This window comes from Methanococcus voltae (assembly GCF_024807655.1).
Lineage (GTDB): Archaea > AGJL01 > Methanococci > Methanococcales > Methanococcaceae > Methanococcus > Methanococcus voltae_D.
Window position 1 is genome coordinate 116,058 of sequence record NZ_JANUCR010000004.1, and the last position, 19,978, is coordinate 136,035.

15 protein-coding genes and 1 CRISPR repeat array are annotated in these 19,978 nt (G+C 27.8%); of the genes, 12 read left to right on the forward strand and 3 right to left on the reverse strand.

Translation table 11 applies throughout. The features are described from left to right. Positions 1 to 7: 7 nt before the first annotated feature. The 6 genes from J3E06_RS05865 (at position 8) to J3E06_RS05890 (ending at position 2,905) form a co-directional block, all read left to right on the forward strand. The gene (locus J3E06_RS05865) at positions 8 to 310 is read left to right on the forward strand and encodes a hypothetical protein (protein WP_013179692.1); all 303 of its coding nucleotides are present in this window, start codon (positions 8 to 10) and stop codon (positions 308 to 310) included. A gap of 8 nt (positions 311 to 318) precedes the next feature. Beyond that, the gene (locus tag J3E06_RS05870) at positions 319 to 513 is read left to right on the forward strand and encodes a hypothetical protein (RefSeq protein WP_157209397.1); all 195 of its coding nucleotides are present in this window, start codon (positions 319 to 321) and stop codon (positions 511 to 513) included. Positions 514 to 518: 5 nt separating this feature from the next. Continuing rightward, on the forward strand, positions 519 to 800 hold the full coding sequence (locus J3E06_RS05875) for a hypothetical protein (RefSeq protein ID WP_013179693.1): 282 nt from the start codon (positions 519 to 521) through the stop codon (positions 798 to 800). Between the two features lie 117 nt (positions 801 to 917). After that, positions 918 to 2,150, forward strand: a complete 1,233-nt coding sequence (locus tag J3E06_RS05880; protein WP_048187042.1) for a hypothetical protein — start codon at positions 918 to 920, stop codon at positions 2,148 to 2,150. Continuing rightward, positions 2,125 to 2,355, forward strand: a complete 231-nt coding sequence (locus J3E06_RS05885) for a hypothetical protein (RefSeq protein ID WP_048187046.1) — start codon at positions 2,125 to 2,127, stop codon at positions 2,353 to 2,355. Before J3E06_RS05880 ends, J3E06_RS05885 begins: the two co-directional genes overlap by 26 nt. A gap of 85 nt (positions 2,356 to 2,440) precedes the next feature. Beyond that, a complete protein-coding gene (locus tag J3E06_RS05890) occupies positions 2,441 to 2,905 on the forward strand; it encodes a hypothetical protein (protein ID WP_259164644.1) in 465 nt (154 codons plus the stop codon). Here the strand turns inward: J3E06_RS05890 and J3E06_RS05895 are convergent, their stop codons facing one another. Together J3E06_RS05895 and J3E06_RS05900 are read right to left on the reverse strand one after the other, a co-directional pair. Further along, entirely contained in the window at positions 2,906 to 5,209 is a 2,304-nt protein-coding gene (locus J3E06_RS05895; RefSeq protein ID WP_013179697.1) for a KAP family P-loop NTPase fold protein, read from the reverse strand. A 158-nt stretch (positions 5,210 to 5,367) separates the two neighbouring features. After that, a complete protein-coding gene (locus tag J3E06_RS05900; RefSeq protein WP_013179698.1) occupies positions 5,368 to 5,598 on the reverse strand; it encodes a hypothetical protein in 231 nt (76 codons plus the stop codon). 165 nt (positions 5,599 to 5,763) lie between these two features. Here J3E06_RS05900 and J3E06_RS05905 point away from each other — a divergent pair, with 165 nt between their 5' ends. From J3E06_RS05905 to J3E06_RS05925, 5 genes are all read left to right on the forward strand, one after another. Then, positions 5,764 to 6,213, forward strand: coding sequence for a hypothetical protein (locus J3E06_RS05905; protein ID WP_013179699.1), 450 nt, complete (start codon positions 5,764 to 5,766; stop codon positions 6,211 to 6,213). 61 nt (positions 6,214 to 6,274) lie between these two features. After that, complete coding sequence (locus tag J3E06_RS05910; protein WP_013179700.1) at positions 6,275 to 6,634, forward strand: hypothetical protein; 360 nt, start codon at positions 6,275 to 6,277, stop codon at positions 6,632 to 6,634. Positions 6,635 to 6,647: 13 nt separating this feature from the next. After that, the gene (locus J3E06_RS05915) at positions 6,648 to 7,238 is read left to right on the forward strand and encodes a hypothetical protein (protein WP_013179701.1); all 591 of its coding nucleotides are present in this window, start codon (positions 6,648 to 6,650) and stop codon (positions 7,236 to 7,238) included. 6 nt (positions 7,239 to 7,244) lie between these two features. Then, a complete protein-coding gene (locus J3E06_RS05920) occupies positions 7,245 to 9,107 on the forward strand; it encodes a carboxypeptidase-like regulatory domain-containing protein (protein ID WP_013179702.1) in 1,863 nt (620 codons plus the stop codon). After that, positions 9,104 to 11,146, forward strand: coding sequence for a hypothetical protein (locus tag J3E06_RS05925; protein ID WP_013179703.1), 2,043 nt, complete (start codon positions 9,104 to 9,106; stop codon positions 11,144 to 11,146). The genes J3E06_RS05920 and J3E06_RS05925 overlap by 4 nt, the downstream gene beginning before the upstream one ends. A gap of 15 nt (positions 11,147 to 11,161) precedes the next feature. After that, a CRISPR array of direct repeats spans positions 11,162 to 13,805; the repeat unit is 37 nt; unit sequence GTTTCAATCCTTGTTTTAATGGATTATGCACTGTGAC. A 537-nt stretch (positions 13,806 to 14,342) separates the two neighbouring features. Here J3E06_RS05925 and J3E06_RS05930 read toward each other — a convergent pair. Further along, entirely contained in the window at positions 14,343 to 16,877 is a 2,535-nt protein-coding gene (locus tag J3E06_RS05930) for a tetratricopeptide repeat protein (RefSeq protein WP_013179704.1), read from the reverse strand. Between the two features lie 235 nt (positions 16,878 to 17,112). Here J3E06_RS05930 and J3E06_RS05935 point away from each other — a divergent pair, with 235 nt between their 5' ends. Next, a complete protein-coding gene (locus tag J3E06_RS05935) occupies positions 17,113 to 19,884 on the forward strand; it encodes a type I restriction endonuclease subunit R (protein ID WP_013179705.1) in 2,772 nt (923 codons plus the stop codon). Positions 19,885 to 19,978: the final 94 nt, after the last annotated feature.

Sequence of the window (19,978 nt, forward strand, 5' to 3'; positions counted from 1 at the left end):
TGGTTAAATGTACGTTTACTACAAAGTTAATGAAAATTCCCAACTTCAAGAAAGATTAACAGAATGGGTAAAATTGAATGACACAGGAAATGAGGATGCAGACGAAAGAGAAAAAAAGCTATACGAATTTAGAGAATTTTTAAAAGATATAGGTTTTTCTTTTAAAAATAAAGATTACGGCGGATATGGTTGGATTAAAAATGAGGGTAAAATAACAGTATTGGCAGTAGATATTAAAATTTGTGAATTAAAAAACGATAATTTAACAATATTAACCAAAGAAGAACTTAAAAAATTTGAATTTAAATAGGTGATAATTTGAATTTCAAATTACAGTTTGATAAAACGAGATATAATAACTTGATAATTTACATTTCTAACATTATAACTATCTTATTTACACTCTATATATTATCACAAACGATTACAATTCAAAATATGGTTTATATCTACATAATAATTACCTGTAATGCCATATTGATTTACTTATCTAAAAAAGAACTCAAAGAGTAGGTACAATGATAGCAGTAGAATTTAATTCAAGTTCAAAATACTTCGATAAAGAGTGTAGCGATAAAAAGAACAATACTGTTAGAAATAACGACGGCGGTAGCAGATTTAAAGTATTAAAAGAATTTGCAGACGGAACTTTAAAAGATTTAGCTATAATAATAAGGTCAACAGACGGCAGAAGATTTATAAGACAAATAAATGACGTTTCAATCTACGGAGATTTATTTATAATCACATGGAAACAAAGACTAAACGATAATGAAGTTAATTACGAGATACGAGCGTAGAGGGATAATATAAAGAGAAAAATATACATACTTTTATTTTTATTTTTTTTAACGAATACAGTTAATGCCTATGACTACTTTGGAGATTCCGAAGTAGAAGATACTACAGACGGTAGTATGGACAATTTTAAGATTACTTCACACTATTTTAATGAGTCAACAAATGAATTAACATTAATAATCGATAATTACGATGGCAATTTAAAAACTGTAAACACTTATGACGTTTACGGACAGAACTTTAAAACAATTTACGTAGAAGCTGGTAAAAACAACTATACATTTAACAACGTTAAACTAAAGGGCGGTAAATTCTTCATAGCACTTTATAACGATAATGGAATGATACTTTATAAAAAAGATGCAACATCTTTAACCTTACCTGATAAAATCTATCTTGCATCTATTTATGCTATAACATTCTTTTCAGCTCAAATGGTAGCAGTAGCTACGATATTCTTTATAATTAGCTTAATAATAACAAAAAAACTATTAATTGAAAATTTACTTATGGATAGGGTGGCACAGGCATATCCTGTAATAATACTAAATGTAATAATAGATTGCCTACTAATAATGATTTACAATAATTACTATGGAATACACATTATTTTTAGTTATGGAAACTGGATAATACCTATAATAACTGTTATAGGATATACAATAGGATTTAAACTATTTAATGTAAAATACATAAGTTTATTACACTATGACTTTGAAAATAACTATAGAAAACTTTTAAGAGTTCCTTACGTGGAAAAGGAATCAAAAATAATAGTTAGATGGATTGACAATAAAATAAAAGAGATAATACTACCTAAAGTTAATAACTCTAAGTTATACGATGATTTACTTGATTTTGACGGTGAACTATACGAAATAACAAGTTATGAAGTAGAAGAATACCCAACAAAAGTTTACAATGAAGAAACGTTCTGGAATAGAATACTTACAAAATTAGAAAAACTACAAGATTATTTAAGAGATTATATAAAAGGTACAATAACGGGTAAAATAACTGTAGAACACTCTAAAATAATGGATAAAGAAATACAAGAAAGTGTACATTTAAAAGGCTCTTTAGAAGCTTTAAATGATAGATTATACAAATTATATGGAGAAATTTGCAAACTTAAAAATGCAAGAGGTAACGACGTTGTGAATTTAGCACAGCACGGTGTAAATGTAATTATGAGTACATTACCAAACACACAACAGTATTCAGACTTTATAGTAGAACATTTTAAGGATATGGTTGAGGAAGAAGACGATAATTACAAAGTAGAAACTAAAAACGAGGTAGAAAATGGAGAAGGAGCAACTAATGGAGATGGTCAGCCTAATAGCTAACTGCGATAATTTAACGAAGTATGAAAAATTGTACATTTCAATGTGTCCTGAAGACATAAGAAATCAGTTCATTAAAAAAAGGGCTGAAATGATAGCAAATAGAAAACCTGAAAAAATGGGTTATTTAACACAAACTGCAGAATTAGAAGACTGGGAAAAAGTTGTCGAATTAATGGAAACTAAGAGGTTAGAAGCTAATGAATAATGATTATTTAACCATATCGGAGTTAATAAAACTAAAAAAGGAAAAAGTATCACATTTAGCTTTTATAATATATGGGGCGAGAGGTATGGGAAAAACAACCTGTTTAAGAGGTATGTATGAAGAAATTAAAAAACATACTTCTTATTCTACTATCTTCGCTTATGACGTTGAAGATATAGATATTTGTGATTGTCTCTTTTTAGATGATTTTGGAACTAAATTTAATAAAAGAGACTTTGCAACAGTTCAAAATAAAGAATTTATGAAATTATTACAGGAAGTTAGAACCAATATACCTATAATTGTAAGTTCTTCACCATCTTATTTATTATTAGATAAAGATTTTAGAACATTCTTTAATCCAGCCCCCATTTTAGCTAAAAATGATAAAATGTTCATTGTTTCTTTAATGGGTAAAAAACTATATGTAAAACACCCTACTGATAAATTCAACAAACAAGAACGTTTAAAAGAAAATAGGGGACGTAAAGAAAGATTTTATAAACACTTAGATACAATTAAACAATCAAAAGAAAAGAAAAAGAAATGATTACTTAATTTTATTATATATTTCAGATATTATCTTATATTCTTTTTCGTTTTTGTTATTATCATCATCTAACCAATTTTTAATATGAGTTTTAGGTAATCCATTTTTAAAGAATACACACATATTATCAAAATTTCGAGCATCTTCTGAAAGTATTTTTTTGTTATAATATCCATTATTCCTTATATCGTAATTTTGATTTACATATCTTATTATATATTCGATAGTTAATTCTCGGGATAAGTTAGTAAATTTATTTTGTACTTTTGTACTATTAACCATTTGCAAGACTTCCATAATATAAACAATATCGTCATTAGTTGATAATTCGTAATCTTCTAAAATCTTAACAAATTTATTTTTTAAATTGTTCAATTGTGTGATTGATTCAGTGCTTATATTGGGCTGTTTAGTATGTAATTTACAAATTAATTTTATAGTTACCTCATTAGGTAATGTATTTTTATCTTGATTATCTTGTAGATTATTATCTAAAATTGTATATAATGCGTTAAAGTTTATTTCAGATAATTTATAAACTGTATCTACAATCATTTTTGTTTTTAACGGATTTACATTATCGCAATATTTGGGATTTAGTAGTAATTCCATTAATCCACGGTAATTGGGGGATGGTACATAATTAAGTTCTGAGCTATTATTTGCTAATTTTACAACGATATTTGAAAATGTATTTCCTTCATCAATGTTAATTTTATTATCTTTTAATTCTTTATTTAATTTTTTAAAACTATTTAATGTATCTTTTGAAGATAATATATGTATAATATCTTCTTTTGGTTTCGTATAATGATTTAATTTAAAATATTTACCCATATTTTTTATATTTAATATATCCTTAGATTCTCCAAAGTCATAAGTTCTAAATACGTAGTTTCGTTCCTGTAATAATAAATTCTTTGGAATTGTATTTTGTTCAATACTATTAGGAATTAAAATTCCCATAAAATTTTTTAAAATTTCTTTATATTCTTCATCTTCAACTTCAATTAGTAATTTATTTATTTTTTCCACGTATTCCTTATATTGTGGTACTTCATAATTTGATTGACTATTTTTTCTATTGTCCATATAATAAGTATATTCACTAATAAGTTTATATATTTTAGAATAATTGTATTTAAGTATAGATAATCCTAAAAATTCAAATGGGTTAATTTCTTCTTTTACAATACCATATTCAAAAGAAAACATATTGTGTAATCTGTTAAAATCTCGTTGGTTTCGCAATGTTTTTAATATTTCAAATGAATAAATTAACTCTTCGTAGTCATATTGTTGTAATTCTTTATTATTTTCAATTATTTTTTCTAAAAAATCTCTTATTAATTCATTTTTTGAAAGTTCAGGGACAGAATATTCTACCTGAATTATTTTTTTAATATATTCGGCTCCTAATTTATTATTAAGTATTCTTTTACGTCCTTCTTCTACATATTCATGTTCAGGACTACATTGTACATCAGCAAGAGCTTTGGACACTATTTTTTTATCATAACCTAAAATATAAACGATATTTGGAAAGTCTGCTATACATTTAATTAATTTAAACATTAATTTGATTTGTTCGCCAGTTAATCTGTCCAAATCATCTATAAAAATAACTATTTTTTTATCTAATTCTTTTAAATAGTTAGATAATTTATCTCTTAATATAAAAATATCATGGTCTTCTGAACCATATTTTTTAAAATTTTCAAATTTTTCTTCATTTTCTTTACTTATATTTCTATAAACGTCATCGCCTGATAAAACACTCCATCCATTACCTACTAATTTTCCAAGTAAGTTTGTAATAAATCCCACATCTTCCAAAATAACCTTTTTATGATCTGATACTTTAATAATAGTTTGATACATTTTTTCAAAAAATGCAGATATCAACGAATATTCATTTTCAAAATACCATGGGTTAAAATCCATTGTCGTTATTTCGTTTTTAGCTTTTTCATTTTCTGAAAAAATTTTTTTCATTGCATTAAATATTGAAGTTTTACCACAACCCCATTCGCCAGTCACTCCTATTACTGTACTATTGTCATCGTTTTCTATATTAATAATTGCATCAGCTAATAAATCTACTAATTTTTGACGTGAAACGTGTAAATCTTCATATTTTTCTAATTCTCTATCTTTAGAGATTTTTATATAATCATTTTGTTCTTGCACTGCTAAATCATCTGAATTATTTAAATCAATTTTATATCGAGAAAGTACCGAGGATGTGTTTTTTAATTTACGTCTTTTCGCACTTGAAATGATTGCGGAATTGTATGTGCCCATTGTACCACCTTTTTAACAATATAATTAGTTTATTATCTTATCTAATTAATTGTATAAAAATATGATATATTTCAAATTTAAAATATTTTAATATCCTAATATCCGGTTTTTAGGATATAAACCGTTTATTTAAATACTTTTTTCGAAATAACTCTTAATTAGAGCTTTAAGAGGTGATTACAATAAGTGATTATTAGATATTTAGTTAATAAATTGGCAGTTCCTATGGCTTCTGTATTGCTTATAATAGCTTCCGTTCTCGCACCTACGGCGTGGTATAGAGCCAAAGTAGCTGAATTTTTACAATCTTTCGGATTGTTTATAGGTTGGTCGATAGATGAGGTCTGTGTTTTGCTCGTTGCCGTTTTAATGATTTTAGCATTTTTCATTTCTTACTCCCGCCCAACTGGTAAGATTTGGAGGAAAAGGCCTAAAAGAAGACGTTATTAATTTTCATTATTTCATATTGCACCTAAACGGAAATAACCTAAAATAAATCTAAATTACTAAGATAAACTAAAAATAAAACTAATTGGTACTTTAAGGAGGAAAAAATGGGATATCCAAACAATAAATATAATAATTACAGGGGAGGTGGAGGCAGTTATAAACCTAAGGTAAATTCTTCAAGTTTTAGGTTCTTGGCTTACGTTGTAGGCTGTGGAATTGCTTTAGGAACTGTATTCTCCGACTTTTTAAGCGTGATACCTGCTGGACTTGGTACGATTGTAGGCACACTTATTGAGGGTGTAGGCTATTTCGGGGTCGTCGTGTGCGGATTTATTTTATATGCAACCGCTAAAAGGAAAACTGCTATGGATACGCTTTCTTTAGCTTGGCTTTTAGTATTTATAATTCCTTCATTACTAACCAAAGTAATGGCGTTCATACTAAGTTTTGTAGCTCCTGCAGTAGGTAGTGGCTCTGTTGACGTTATAGTCGGTGGAGTAATCTGTTTAATAACTTTGCTTGCTTTAAGCACGTTATATAATGAATTTGGCTAATTGGATGTATTGCCCTCAATAAAACATATGAATATCAAATTTTAATTTACGAGGTGAATTAATGGGTAATAAAATAGAATTGTTCCCTGTTGGAAAAATAAGCCCTGTGGAAGCGTTTGGAATTTTAGCCGGTGCTTTTACTCTTTACGATATCGTTTTTAATGCGATAATCTTTGAAAATATCTATTATTCAATAGGGGTTTACGCTTTAGCTTTCATAGCTGTAGCACTTAGTGATAAATTCGGGAAATTTAAGTCTAAAAGGTTAACAATTTACGAAATAATCGGTATGTTGATTTCTGCTTTTGTGATAATCAATTACGGATTTTTACAACTCGATGTATTGAATGAATTTACAATTAAAGTCGTTGCTTGGGGTGCTTGTTTCATTACACTTGTAGCTATGGCAAAATCGGATTAAATGAGGTGGATAGATGAAAAAAGGATTAATTCATTTAGCAATATTGATGATATTGACTGTTATTATAAGTCCTATTTCTGCTCATAATATAACTCTGAACTCAAATGTTGATGAGTTTACTATTTATGACAATCAAACTGATTTGGGGATTTATAACGATTCTAACGTCATAAATTTGAATGGTACTAAAAATTTAACATTTATTAAATTAAATTATACAAATATAACTAAATTATTGAATATTAATGAAACAATGGTTATTAATTTAACATTCGTGCCCGTTGAAATTATAAATGATACAAATAATACTGAAAATAATTCAAATGACGATTTAAATCAAACTATTAATAATAATACTCTTAATGATACAAATAATACTAATTTAGACAATAGAACAATAATTTTAGTAAATTTAGACGATAATGATGATATAAGAGCTCAATTAGAAACTTTAATCAATGATAATTTAGGTATCGTAGTCGTTGGAGGAATGGCCTTTATAATCGTTGGTATATGCCTTATTGGCGATAAGAGAAAGAAAAAACCAACATTTGATAATAAAGGATTTGGAAACAGTAACAATAATTACAGTAAAAAATGGTGATAGATAATGAAAAAACATTATTATCTATTCTTTTTATTTTTACTGATAACAATAAATTCAGCCTTTGCACAGACTGGTTATTATATGGAATTTTCCGCAGATTATACGGAAGATATACTCCAACAAAAGTTTAATACCACTTGGCAAGGATACACTCCTCAAATAGAATCAATACAAGGTAATATCGTATATTTTCAAACTGAAAAAGATGTACTTAGAGCATTTGTGAATCCGTCATATTCAGCAGATAGTTTATTTGTTTCTAACGTAGATTTGTATATAAATAACGAATTAACGGAATATACAATATATAAGATGACTTCACAAACAAGTAAAGATTTTAATTATACATCGTATTCACCTTGCGGAGCTTATTTATTTGGTTCTTCATATGGTAAATACCTCTATTCTGGTTCAAATGTATATTTGGACGGAGTCAGTTGCTGGGGTTCAACTTCGGGAACAGTCTATGGAGATTATAACGCTATATTAACTAATGCTGGAACTGTATCCATAATTGCCAATTATGATTCAACACAACCGCCAAATTCTATAGTATGGTTAGTAGCAAAAGGTGCTGTAGATATTCCTACAGCTAATCAAAGATTAGTTACACCATTACCGAGAGGTACTATAAAACTTATAGTAGACGACTGTAATTTAAAAATAGGCGGTAAAATACAATCTATAACTAATAATACAGAACTTTACGTACCTGTAGGAACTTATACTTTAGAATTCTCCAAAGCTGGCTTTTGGAATGAGTCAAGAACTTTAACAGTTATTGAAAATGAAACTATAAACTTAAATGTTGATTTATTCCCTGAATCATCGATATTTAAAATAAGTCAGTTAGACACCGTAAATACCTATCAAAATAATGAATTTGTAGTTAAAATGAACGTAGCCCCTGTACAAGAGGTTACAAGCGTTAGACTTGAATTTCCAACAACAGAAGCAGTTTCTGTAAGAAAAGGAATCGAAGAAATAACTAAAAATAGCGATAATATATACCAATTAGGAACTATAGGAACAGAGGGAACCGAATTAACTTTAAGATTACCTGCAGGAGCTTTAACCGGTTCAAGATACATAAATATGAGAATAACCGGTGCAGATTATTCCGGAGAACTCTATGTACAAAATAAAATGATTAACTACAACGTACAAGAATTACCTATACAAGTTGATATACCAAGTTTAGTAGCTGGAAATAATAATATTAAAATAACTGATAAATCAGGTGGTGCTCAAAGACTTTCAATACTCCTAAAAGACGAAGATACGAACGTATATTCAAAAGACTATGATTTAGGAGCTTACCAATCTATTAACTTTGATGTTGACTTAGAAGTTAAAGATTACATATTAACTATTTCTACAGACAATTACGAAGCTAAGTATACACTTAATATTAAAAATGCTGTAATAGTGCCTACCAAGAGCTTTGAGATTTCGAAAGGAAGTGAATTAAGAGTCCCTTTACAAATAACAAATCCTTACCCATTAACAAAATATTATACTGTAAAATTACAAGGAACTTCTGAAAGCTGTTTAACAAATAATACAGAATTAACTTATTCAATAGCTCCACAAGAAACAAAAACGGTTTATGCAATAGCTAATTTAAAAGATAGTTTACAATACGATAGCTATTCAACAATAACTAAAGTAATATTAGATAATGAAGAAATACATTCTGAAACTATAACTATAAATATAAAAACATCAGGATTTATCCCTATTATCGATGATGAAAACGGTATAAGTAGTAATACATTAATTATCGGTGGAATCACCATTATTATATTAGGCGGTGGAATCCTTTATTTAAGAAGTAGAAAGAAAGGTAAAAAGGTGATAAAATGAAGCGATTAATAGCTTTATTAACCTTATTACTTTTAGTTTCTCCAACGTATGCCGTAGATGTTAATAATCCTGTCGATTGGGTTTTAGCACCTATGAAATTTATTACGAATCCATTATTTACTGTGACAGAATATGCAGTAGCTGGATTTTATGAGGCATATGACTATATGAACTCATTAGTATTTGGTGAAGATGTAGCATTAATGTTAAACAATACTGTAGTTAATCAAACTCTTGAGGAAAAAAGAGACTTTAAAGAGTATGATTTTACAACAGATTCCAAACAACTTTTAGACCTTTTAAAAGAAAAAACAGCTTCTGAAATGGTTGTTTACACAGTCGATACTTCGGGAAATAATGATATAACTACAAGATTATATGCTCCCGATAAAATATATGGATACTCGGCTTTCCCAACAAAATTATCAATTACAAAATGTACTGGGGATTCATTCCACGTAACAAATGTAAAAATATATGTTAAATCCAATAACAATAGTGAAATAAAATATTACTTATTAGATAAAACCTATAATCAAACATTTAATCAATTAGAGAACGCTTATGATTCAGAATATGAAATCGAAGGTTCGGATACAGTGGATACAATAATGAAAGCTCCTGATACACATAGTGTACGAGTTAGAGACTTTACTGCAAATGCAAACGTTGATTACTCAGATATCGAAGAGATATTATCTTCAAATGTAGAACCATTTGAAATATACTATGAAGTTCACGGACACATTGAAAAATGGGTCGAATATACTGTAACTGGTGATGATGGAGTTCAAAGAGAAGTTAGAAAGAGGCAAGATATACAAGTAGACCATTTAGGAAATACTAATGGTTTAGATGGTAGAATCAAAAACGGAAACTATATGATAGGTTCATTTTCTAAAGGTTCATTACCTGTAGACTATTTAGAATCTGATGGAGATAAATTAATACCTTATGAATCCGTATGTCAAGGTTCTACAAGTAATATATTAAGCGTATTATGGAGTTCACCCGTAAATGCAGTTAATAGAAGCCCTGATATGCGTTATGTATACATAGATAATTGCGGTGAATTATTTACACGTGCAGGAGTTCCCGCTAAAATTTACGACGATGTTGCAATTGTAACATTAAGAGAAACTACAAACCACGAAATAGAAATATCAAGTAAAAAAGCTATTCAAAAGGGTTATTTTACAAGCGTTGACCCTATCCAAATTTACACAAGTTACACAGCTAATAACGAAGAAGATTTATTAGACTTTACAACTTACGGTATCGTTTACGGTGAAATAACAAGAACAGATGGCGTAAAAATACCAGTATGGACGATTAATAAACCTACAATATTTGTTTACGGTTCAGAAAGAACTGTGGCAGGTCAAACTTTAGAAGAATTAGACGATTTACGTAGTCTTTCCGAGTGGGACGAATCGTCAAGAGAAAGAGTTTTAAATATATTAGTCTCTACAAATAATAGTTTAAATAACAAGATAGCAACAGCTGAAAACTATAAAGAAAAAGCAGAAATAGCGAGTTCTTCAAAAGCGATAGACTGTGCAGATAAAGCAATTGAAAATTATAAAGAAGGTACTGTATTACTTACAGAGCTTCACAACAGCTTTATAAAACTTTACGAATCTACTGATTATAATAATGAAAATAAAATAGAAGAAGTAGATGATACTTTAGAAATCGTTAGAGTCTATGAGGTAGCAGGAGATGAATTCCTTAAGGCATCTAAACTTTATACTTATGGAAAAGATGAACAAGCAGAGCAAGTCGAAAAAGATGCTAAAGATTTGACTGAAAAATCAGCAGTACCAATATTTGGAAATGGCGGATTAATAGACAATACTAATCAATTTATAGAATGTTGGATTCTAAAGATACCTATAATAGGCGAATCACTTAATAACTTAATAAAAAACATACCTTTTGGATATGTAACCTTAATAACCTTAGGATTAATAATTGTAATATATCAAAATAGAAGTTCTGTATCAAAAAGTTATAGACGTTATAAAAGACGATATTAACTTAAATACTTTTTTTTTATTTTCCTTGTTTTAATGGATTATGCACTGTGACTGCTACGTCTAATTTAATATTCTTTTCTGTAGACATGTTTCAATCCTTGTTTTAATGGATTATGCACTGTGACACTTGCAGTATTAATCTGTCTAGGTTTCGAAAAACCAGTTTCAATCCTTGTTTTAATGGATTATGCACTGTGACCCTGTTGCCGTCCGTATTCTCCCAATTTAACAGATTGTTTCAATCCTTGTTTTAATGGATTATGCACTGTGACTTAAATACGGACTTTGCGGGGGTTATATACAATATAGGTTTCAATCCTTGTTTTAATGGATTATGCACTGTGACCATGTCTACTAAACCCCACTCTCTTTCAGTATCTGAGTTTCAATCCTTGTTTTAATGGATTATGCACTGTGACTGATGGAGAAGTGACAGGATCTTCCTTCGAAGCATGTTTCAATCCTTGTTTTAATGGATTATGCACTGTGACTTATACAAGATTTGCGGTGAAATTGAAATATTAATAACGTTTCAATCCTTGTTTTAATGGATTATGCACTGTGACTTTTAAATTATCTAAAAGTATTTCAGCTTGTTCCTTGCTGTTTCAATCCTTGTTTTAATGGATTATGCACTGTGACTACAGACATTGCTAAAAAAATATATCATTGTGATAATAGGTTTCAATCCTTGTTTTAATGGATTATGCACTGTGACTTTTAACAACAAAAATGTTGTTAGTATCATTTAATTAGTTTCAATCCTTGTTTTAATGGATTATGCACTGTGACAAACCATCTGAAGAGTTGCCAAATCATATATATATACAATCGTTTCAATCCTTGTTTTAATGGATTATGCACTGTGACATAGTAATCAGCAAAAAGCTAAAGAATTGGAGAATATATGTTTCAATCCTTGTTTTAATGGATTATGCACTGTGACTGATGTACTTAGCTTGCTTTTCTGAGACTCTTATCTGCAGTTTCAATCCTTGTTTTAATGGATTATGCACTGTGACAAAATTGTATTCAATTGTACAAAGAAATTTAGTAGGTTTCAATCCTTGTTTTAATGGATTATGCACTGTGACATGTGTATGTACCTAATCGATTAAGAGATGAACGTTTCAATCCTTGTTTTAATGGATTATGCACTGTGACAAAATCTTGTGGAATGACTATTGATGATATTGCAGAGTTTCAATCCTTGTTTTAATGGATTATGCACTGTGACTATCATATTGATTGTATGCTGATGTATAATCAATATTACGTTTCAATCCTTGTTTTAATGGATTATGCACTGTGACTTTATCATACCCCCATACTTTTAACAAATAGGGTGTGTTTCAATCCTTGTTTTAATGGATTATGCACTGTGACTTGTACGAGGCTCGTTAGTATCGGCTATAATGTTAGTTTCAATCCTTGTTTTAATGGATTATGCACTGTGACTAAAATAATAAAATATATTTCATAATACATTAACAAATTTTGTTTCAATCCTTGTTTTAATGGATTATGCACTGTGACCACAAGATAACAGTACAAAATTTAACGATAGTTTATTAAGTTTCAATCCTTGTTTTAATGGATTATGCACTGTGACATTTTATCCTCTTAGGTATATTGGGAATAGATATATGTTTCAATCCTTGTTTTAATGGATTATGCACTGTGACTAAATATTTATTTAATTATTTAATAGAAATATTTATAGTTTCAATCCTTGTTTTAATGGATTATGCACTGTGACTGACCTTTTTAGATGAATAGTATTACAAAACAATAATTATGTTTCAATCCTTGTTTTAATGGATTATGCACTGTGACTTTTTTTCTAAAAGGACAGTTCAAAAAATTCTATGATAGTTTCAATCCTTGTTTTAATGGATTATGCACTGTGACAAAAAGGTCATATAGGATATATTGATGAATCTATATATTGTTTCAATCCTTGTTTTAATGGATTATGCACTGTGACATTCATATAATATAATTAGTTGAAAAACTAAATATTGAAGTTTCAATCCTTGTTTTAATGGATTATGCACTGTGACTCTTCTGTAAATCGTCTAACCGCGTGCTTACAGACGATGGTTTCAGTTTCAATCCTTGTTTTAATGGATTATGCACTGTGACACAGATGACGAACCGTACGGACACGGTGCAAAAAGTGCAAGTTTCAATCCTTGTTTTAATGGATTATGCACTGTGACTTTATTTTATTATGTTGTTTTTAAGTCAACATAAGTTTCAATCCTTGTTTTAATGGATTATGCACTGTGACTAAATGGCGTAAAACTATTCATATAAAAGATATTTAGTTTCAATCCTTGTTTTAATGGATTATGCACTGTGACGTTCAGGTTTACCCCTTAACCCATCAATTACTTGTCGGTTTCAATCCTTGTTTTAATGGATTATGCACTGTGACCCATATTGTACAAGAACAAAGTTATTATCAAGAAGAGTTTCAATCCTTGTTTTAATGGATTATGCACTGTGACTAGTGTCGCTATCGGTGCCAGTACACTTATTGCCAGGTTTCAATCCTTGTTTTAATGGATTATGCACTGTGACTATTGATATGTTTGAACCACATATCAACGAATTATGGTTTCAATCCTTGTTTTAATGGATTATGCACTGTGACACGTAGTTAAATTATTACTCACCAATAAGCATTTAAAACAGCTTATAGATTAAACAAAGCTCTATTTAGCCGTATCGCAAAAATAATGTAATTCAGCAATATATAGTTTGTTTCAGACCCTATATAAAAGTTACCATTTGTATTTTAAAATTATAATTCGGGGTTAGTTGAATATATAAAAAGTAACTCTTTTAATAAATACAAAATAACTAAGAACTAATAATCAAACCATACAGAATGAATTGAGCATATAACTAATAGAATAGATTAAACAAATCTCATAGTATCTACTAAATTTTTTAACTCTAAAAAAAGAAGCTCAGAACGGGCTTAATAATTTTGGATTTTGAAATGCGTTATTACAAAGGTCACGTAAAAATCATACTAAGTATTACTCTACATAATCTCAACGTTTATTTTTTAAAAAAATATATAAAATCCCTTAAAATATCGTTAAAATATATAAAAAGGACAAAACATTGGTTTTGTCAGTTGTGAAAAATAAAATAGTAAACAATTAGGGTAAATATTCAGTGGTTATCTATAATTAATTAGTGAATCATTAACCGTCACTCCTTTTCTATTCAAATAAATTTCCCATCTATTTTTATTTACAAGTTTTGGCCCCATTGTTACCTTCTCAATATATTTATCATATTTATTATTTTCATCATTTAGGCTTTTTTCTATATCTATATACATTCGTTCTGGGAATTCTTCATATTCATTAAATTCTTTCAGAACATGGAATTGTATAGATTCATCATCCGTGGGTAAGGTAACTAAAACTCTCATTTCACGCTCTTCTTTATAATCTGACGATTTTATTAAATAGCTAACGTCATTTAGTATGGAAATTATCATATCAGTTACTCTTTCTTTTTCAATTTTGGACGTTAATTCTTCGTAAATTTTATATATTTTTTTTAATTCTATATCGATTTGGTAAGTAAACTCTTCTAATTCACGTAACTTTTCTAGTTCTTTAATATATCGTTTAATATCCTTATATTTTTCATATTTTTTTAAGTTATCAATGATAGTTTTTAGCTCGTTTTGACGGTTTTGATGATCCTTAAAATCTCTAGAAAGACAATCATTTAATTCTTTTTTAGATATATAACTTACATCATATAAATTATAATATATTTTACGTTCTTTTTCAAAATGGGTTAATTCCAAAGGATTTTTGGATTTATTAATATTATCATAACTTTGGGAATTTACAAATGAGGTATTTAATTCGTCTAAGGATTTATCCATTAATTTCATAGGTTCTAATTGGGGGTCTAACTCATTATCAAAGAAATTTTCTTTAAAAACTATATTAAGTCCTCCAGCTTCTTCATCGTTATCATTTTTACCATAAGTCCTCCATAAATATAATCTGTCAGTATCGGGTAAAAAACTACCTATAAATGTTGTTTGAATACTATATCCGTCATTATTTTTATTAAATAATTCTTTATACTGTTTTTTACATAATTCATTTACTAATAATTTTCCCTCTTCAGGATCGTTCATATATTTTGCATTATATAATCTAAGGTAAGATTTAGTAAAATTATTCCCTTTATTTTTTTCTTCTTCAAAGTCTTTTTCTGGTACAATTAAGGATTTAACTGTTGATGGTTTGGTATAATGAACTATTAAATTATTATTAGTTGACTGGTTTTTAGAATTTTTATTATTGATATTAATAGTTTTAATTTGTTTATTTTTAAAGTCGTTTACTTTTTCCGCAAGACTTATGGTACTTTCTATAAGTTCATTTGTGATTTTTAAATTTTTTAAATTTTTGAGGTAATAATTATTAATATATCTTGACATATTTTTTTTATATTTTATATTTTTAGATTCGTTATAATCTTGATTCGATTTTTCAATTTGATCTAATTTATCATATCCAATACTTCTATTGAGATATACCTCATAATTATTTTTATCTAACGCAACTGCTCGATTAAGGTCTTCTATTGCTTTCGTTTTATTATTTAGTGTTAGATAAATAAAGCTTCTATTATTATAACCCATAGGATTTTTTGGATTTATTTTTATTGCATTATTGAAATCTTCCATGGCATTATCATATTGTTTTAGCTCACTGTACACTATTCCTCGATTAATATATGCGTCATAATTATTATTATCCAAGTTTATGGCTATATTGTAATCTTTTAATGCTTTATCATATTTTTTAAATATTTTATGCAATGTACCTCTTTCAAAATATGATTTTGAATTATTTTGAATATTGATAATATAATTATTGTCTTTTAATGCTTTATCATATTCTCTTAACTCAACATAGATATTTCTTCTATTTATCAGTGCTTTAACGTTTTTATTATCTAATTCCAAAGCTTTGTTTAAGTAGAATAATGCTTTATCATATTTTTTTAACATTTTATATAATGTTCCGAGATTATATTTTGTATTGGAATCATTTTTCAACTCATCTGCTTTTTGGAAATCTTCCATGGCATTATTATACTTTTTTAGTTCGCCATATAAGCACCCCCTATTTTCATAGGCATCAGTATTAGTATAATCTATATTGAGAGCATTATTGAAATCTTCCATGGCATTATTATACATTTTTAATTTGGTGTATATAAGACCCCTATTTGAATAAGATTTGGAATCTTTTCTTATACTAATGGCAGTTGTAAAATCATCAATGGCTTTATCGTACTTTTTTAGCTCACTATATATTATTCCCCTATTGAGATATACATCAGTATATTTAGAATTTAACGATAATGCCATATCGTAATCTTTTAATGCTTCACTATATTTTTTAAGTATTTTATATAACGTACCTCTATTAAAATACAACTTTGGATCATTATTTTTTAACATAATAGCAGTTGTAAAATCATTGATGGCATTATCATATTGTTTTAGCTCACTATATACTATTCCCCTATTAGTATAAAAGTCAGGATTTTTATTTTGAAACTCTTCAATTTTATTTAATTTATCTAAAGCTTCAACATATTTGTGATTCTTTAATAAATTGTTAATTTCATAAGGTAATTTACCATATTTTTTAGATACTCTTTTACTCATTAAAACACCATTATATTTTATACTTAAAAATGGGGTGAAAATAGTATAAAAAATAGTTACATTTAGTACGGAATAAAAACAATACTTTTTTTAAATTTTAAACGATATAAAAAGAATTATATAATTAAGGGACTAATTATTTATTAAATTTATATGCATAATATACGCATATTTTATAAAAATAATTTTTAATTTAAATAACTTATTCAATTATAATTTATATATGGTGGACGATATGGAAGTTGAAAGCGAATCGCAACTTGAAAATAAATTTATTAAACAATTAGTTAATCAAGGTTATTCAAGAATTAAAATAGAAGATGAAAAAGACTTAGAAAATAATTTTAGAGAACAATTATATTTACACAATAAAGAAAAATTAGATAATATTCCATTTAGTGATTATGAATTTAACAAGATCATGACTCAGTTATCTGGCAAAAGCATATTTGAAAGTGCTAAAATACTTCGAGATAAATGCATATTAGAGCGTGATGAGGGCAATACTCCTAAAAAAGTATATCTTGAATTTATCGATAGTAATAACTTAAATAACAATATATTTCAAGTAACTAATCAAATTACGATGAAAGGAAAGTATGAAAATCGTTATGACGTTACCTTATTAATAAATGGCTTGCCTTTGATACAAGTCGAATTAAAAAAGGCAGGTGTCGATATAAAAGAAGCTTTTAATCAAGTTATGAGGTATAGGAAGCATTCTTATAAAGGTCTTTTTAGATACATACAAATTTTTGTAATTGGAAGTAATAAAAATGTTAAGTATTTTGCAAACCGTGATGGGGAAATTTTATTTAATAGTGCTTTCTTCTGGGCTAATGTAGATAATAAGCGTATAACTAACTTGGATGAATTTGCAGATAACTTTTTAGAAAAAAATCGTATTGCTAAAATTATTTCCGAATATATGATTATTAACGAGTCGGATAAAAATCTAATGGTTATGAGACCTTATCAGATTTATGCGGTTGAATCCATTTTAGACCGTGCCATAAATACGAATAGTAACGGATACGTTTGGCATACGACGGGCAGTGGTAAAACACTTACATCTTTTAAAGCAAGTCAATTATTAGCGAATAATCCCAAAATTGACCGGGTTTTCTTTTTAGTTGATAGAAAAGATTTGGATGCACAAACAATAAAGGAATTTAATAAATTTGAAAAGGATTCTGTAGATGATACGGATAATACTAAAAATTTAGTTAAGCAAATTCAAGAAATTGATAGAAAATTAATAGTTACTACAATTCAAAAAATGAGTATAGCCATTAAATCTGAAAAATATGCTGAAATAATGGACAAATACAAAGATGATAAAGTAATATTCATAATAGATGAATGTCATAGGTCTCAATTTGGTGAAATGCACAGGGTTATAAAAAAGCATTTCGTTAACGCTCAATATTTTGGATTTACAGGTACACCAATCTTTAAGGAAAATAAAGGGGCTAAAGACATGGTCACTGCCGATTTGTTTAAAAAATGTTTACATACATATCTTATAAAAGATGCAATTAGGGACGGTAACGTATTGGGATTCCTTATTCAGTATTTTAAAACTTTTGAAGGTAACTATGATAAAAATGATGATACAAAAATTTATAAAATAAATAAAAAAGAGCTTTGGAGTACAGACGAACGTATATCCCTAATTTGTAATGACATTGTTAAAAATCATAACTTAAAAACACGTGATAAAGAATACTGTTCTATATTTGCGGTGGATAGTATTCCATCACTTATAAAGTACTATAATAAATTTAAAGAGTTTGACCACGATTTAAAAATAGCCGGAATTTATACTTATGAAGCTAATGAGGCCAGTGCGGGCATAAATGCAGAGCATTCTCGGGATATTTTAGAACGAATAATCAGCGATTATAATAAAATTTATAATACGAATTATTCAACAGATACATTTTCAAATTATTTCATAGATATTTCTAAAAGATTAAAAAATGGCCAAATTGATATTTTACTTGTCGTAAATATGTTTTTAACAGGTTTTGACAGTAAATTATTGAATACAATTTATATCGATAAAGATATGAAATATCACAATTTAATACAGGCTTTTTCAAGAACTAATAGGGTATATTCTGCGAATAAACCACATGGTAATGTAGTATGTTATAGAAATTTGAGAGAGAAAACTGAAAATGCTATTCGTTTATTTTCTCAAACGGATGATGTAGATACTGTACTTATGGAAAGCTACGAATTTTATTTGGATAAATTTAAAGAACGCTTAGAAAAATTACATAATATCGCAAATACGCCTGACGATGTAGATTTGATAGAAGGTGAATCAAAAACTTCCGAATTTGTTATGGCATTTAAAAATTTGACTAAGGTACTTGTTACGATGAAGAATTTTGTAGAATTCGAATTTGAAGAGGATAAACTTGGCATTGATGAACAAACATATCAGGAGTATAAAACTAAATACCTTATGGTCTATGATGATGTAACTAGAGGTGAATACGAAGGTACATCAGTTCTTAAAGACATAGATTTTAGTATTGAGTTAATGTATACCGATAAAATAAATGTGGATTATATTCTCAATCTTTTAAAGAATTTGGATATAGATAATACCAAAAATAGAGATAAAGAAATAAAAGATATCGTCGATAAGTTGAAAAAGGCAGATAATGAAGAATTAAGATTAAAAGTAGAATTAATACAGGAATTTTTAGAAAAAGAAGTCCCAAAAATTATCGAATTAAATAATCAGGATGATATTGAATCATTATATTATGAATTTGAAGATAAAAAAAGAACAGAAGAAGTTGAAGAATTTGCAAAAGAAAATAATATCGATACTACCAAATTATGGAGCTATGTGGAAGAATATGATTACTCGAAAACTTTGGATAAAAAAGCCGTAGGCGATAGTATTTCAGCTCCATTTTTGAAGAAAAAGAGAATTATCAATAAAGTTAGCGAATTTATACAATATCAGGCTAAAAAATACGCTTAAATACACTAAATACACTAAATACACTAAATACACTAAATATACTTAAAATATTTAATTAACTATTACTTTTTTAAATTTAATTAAATGATAAATT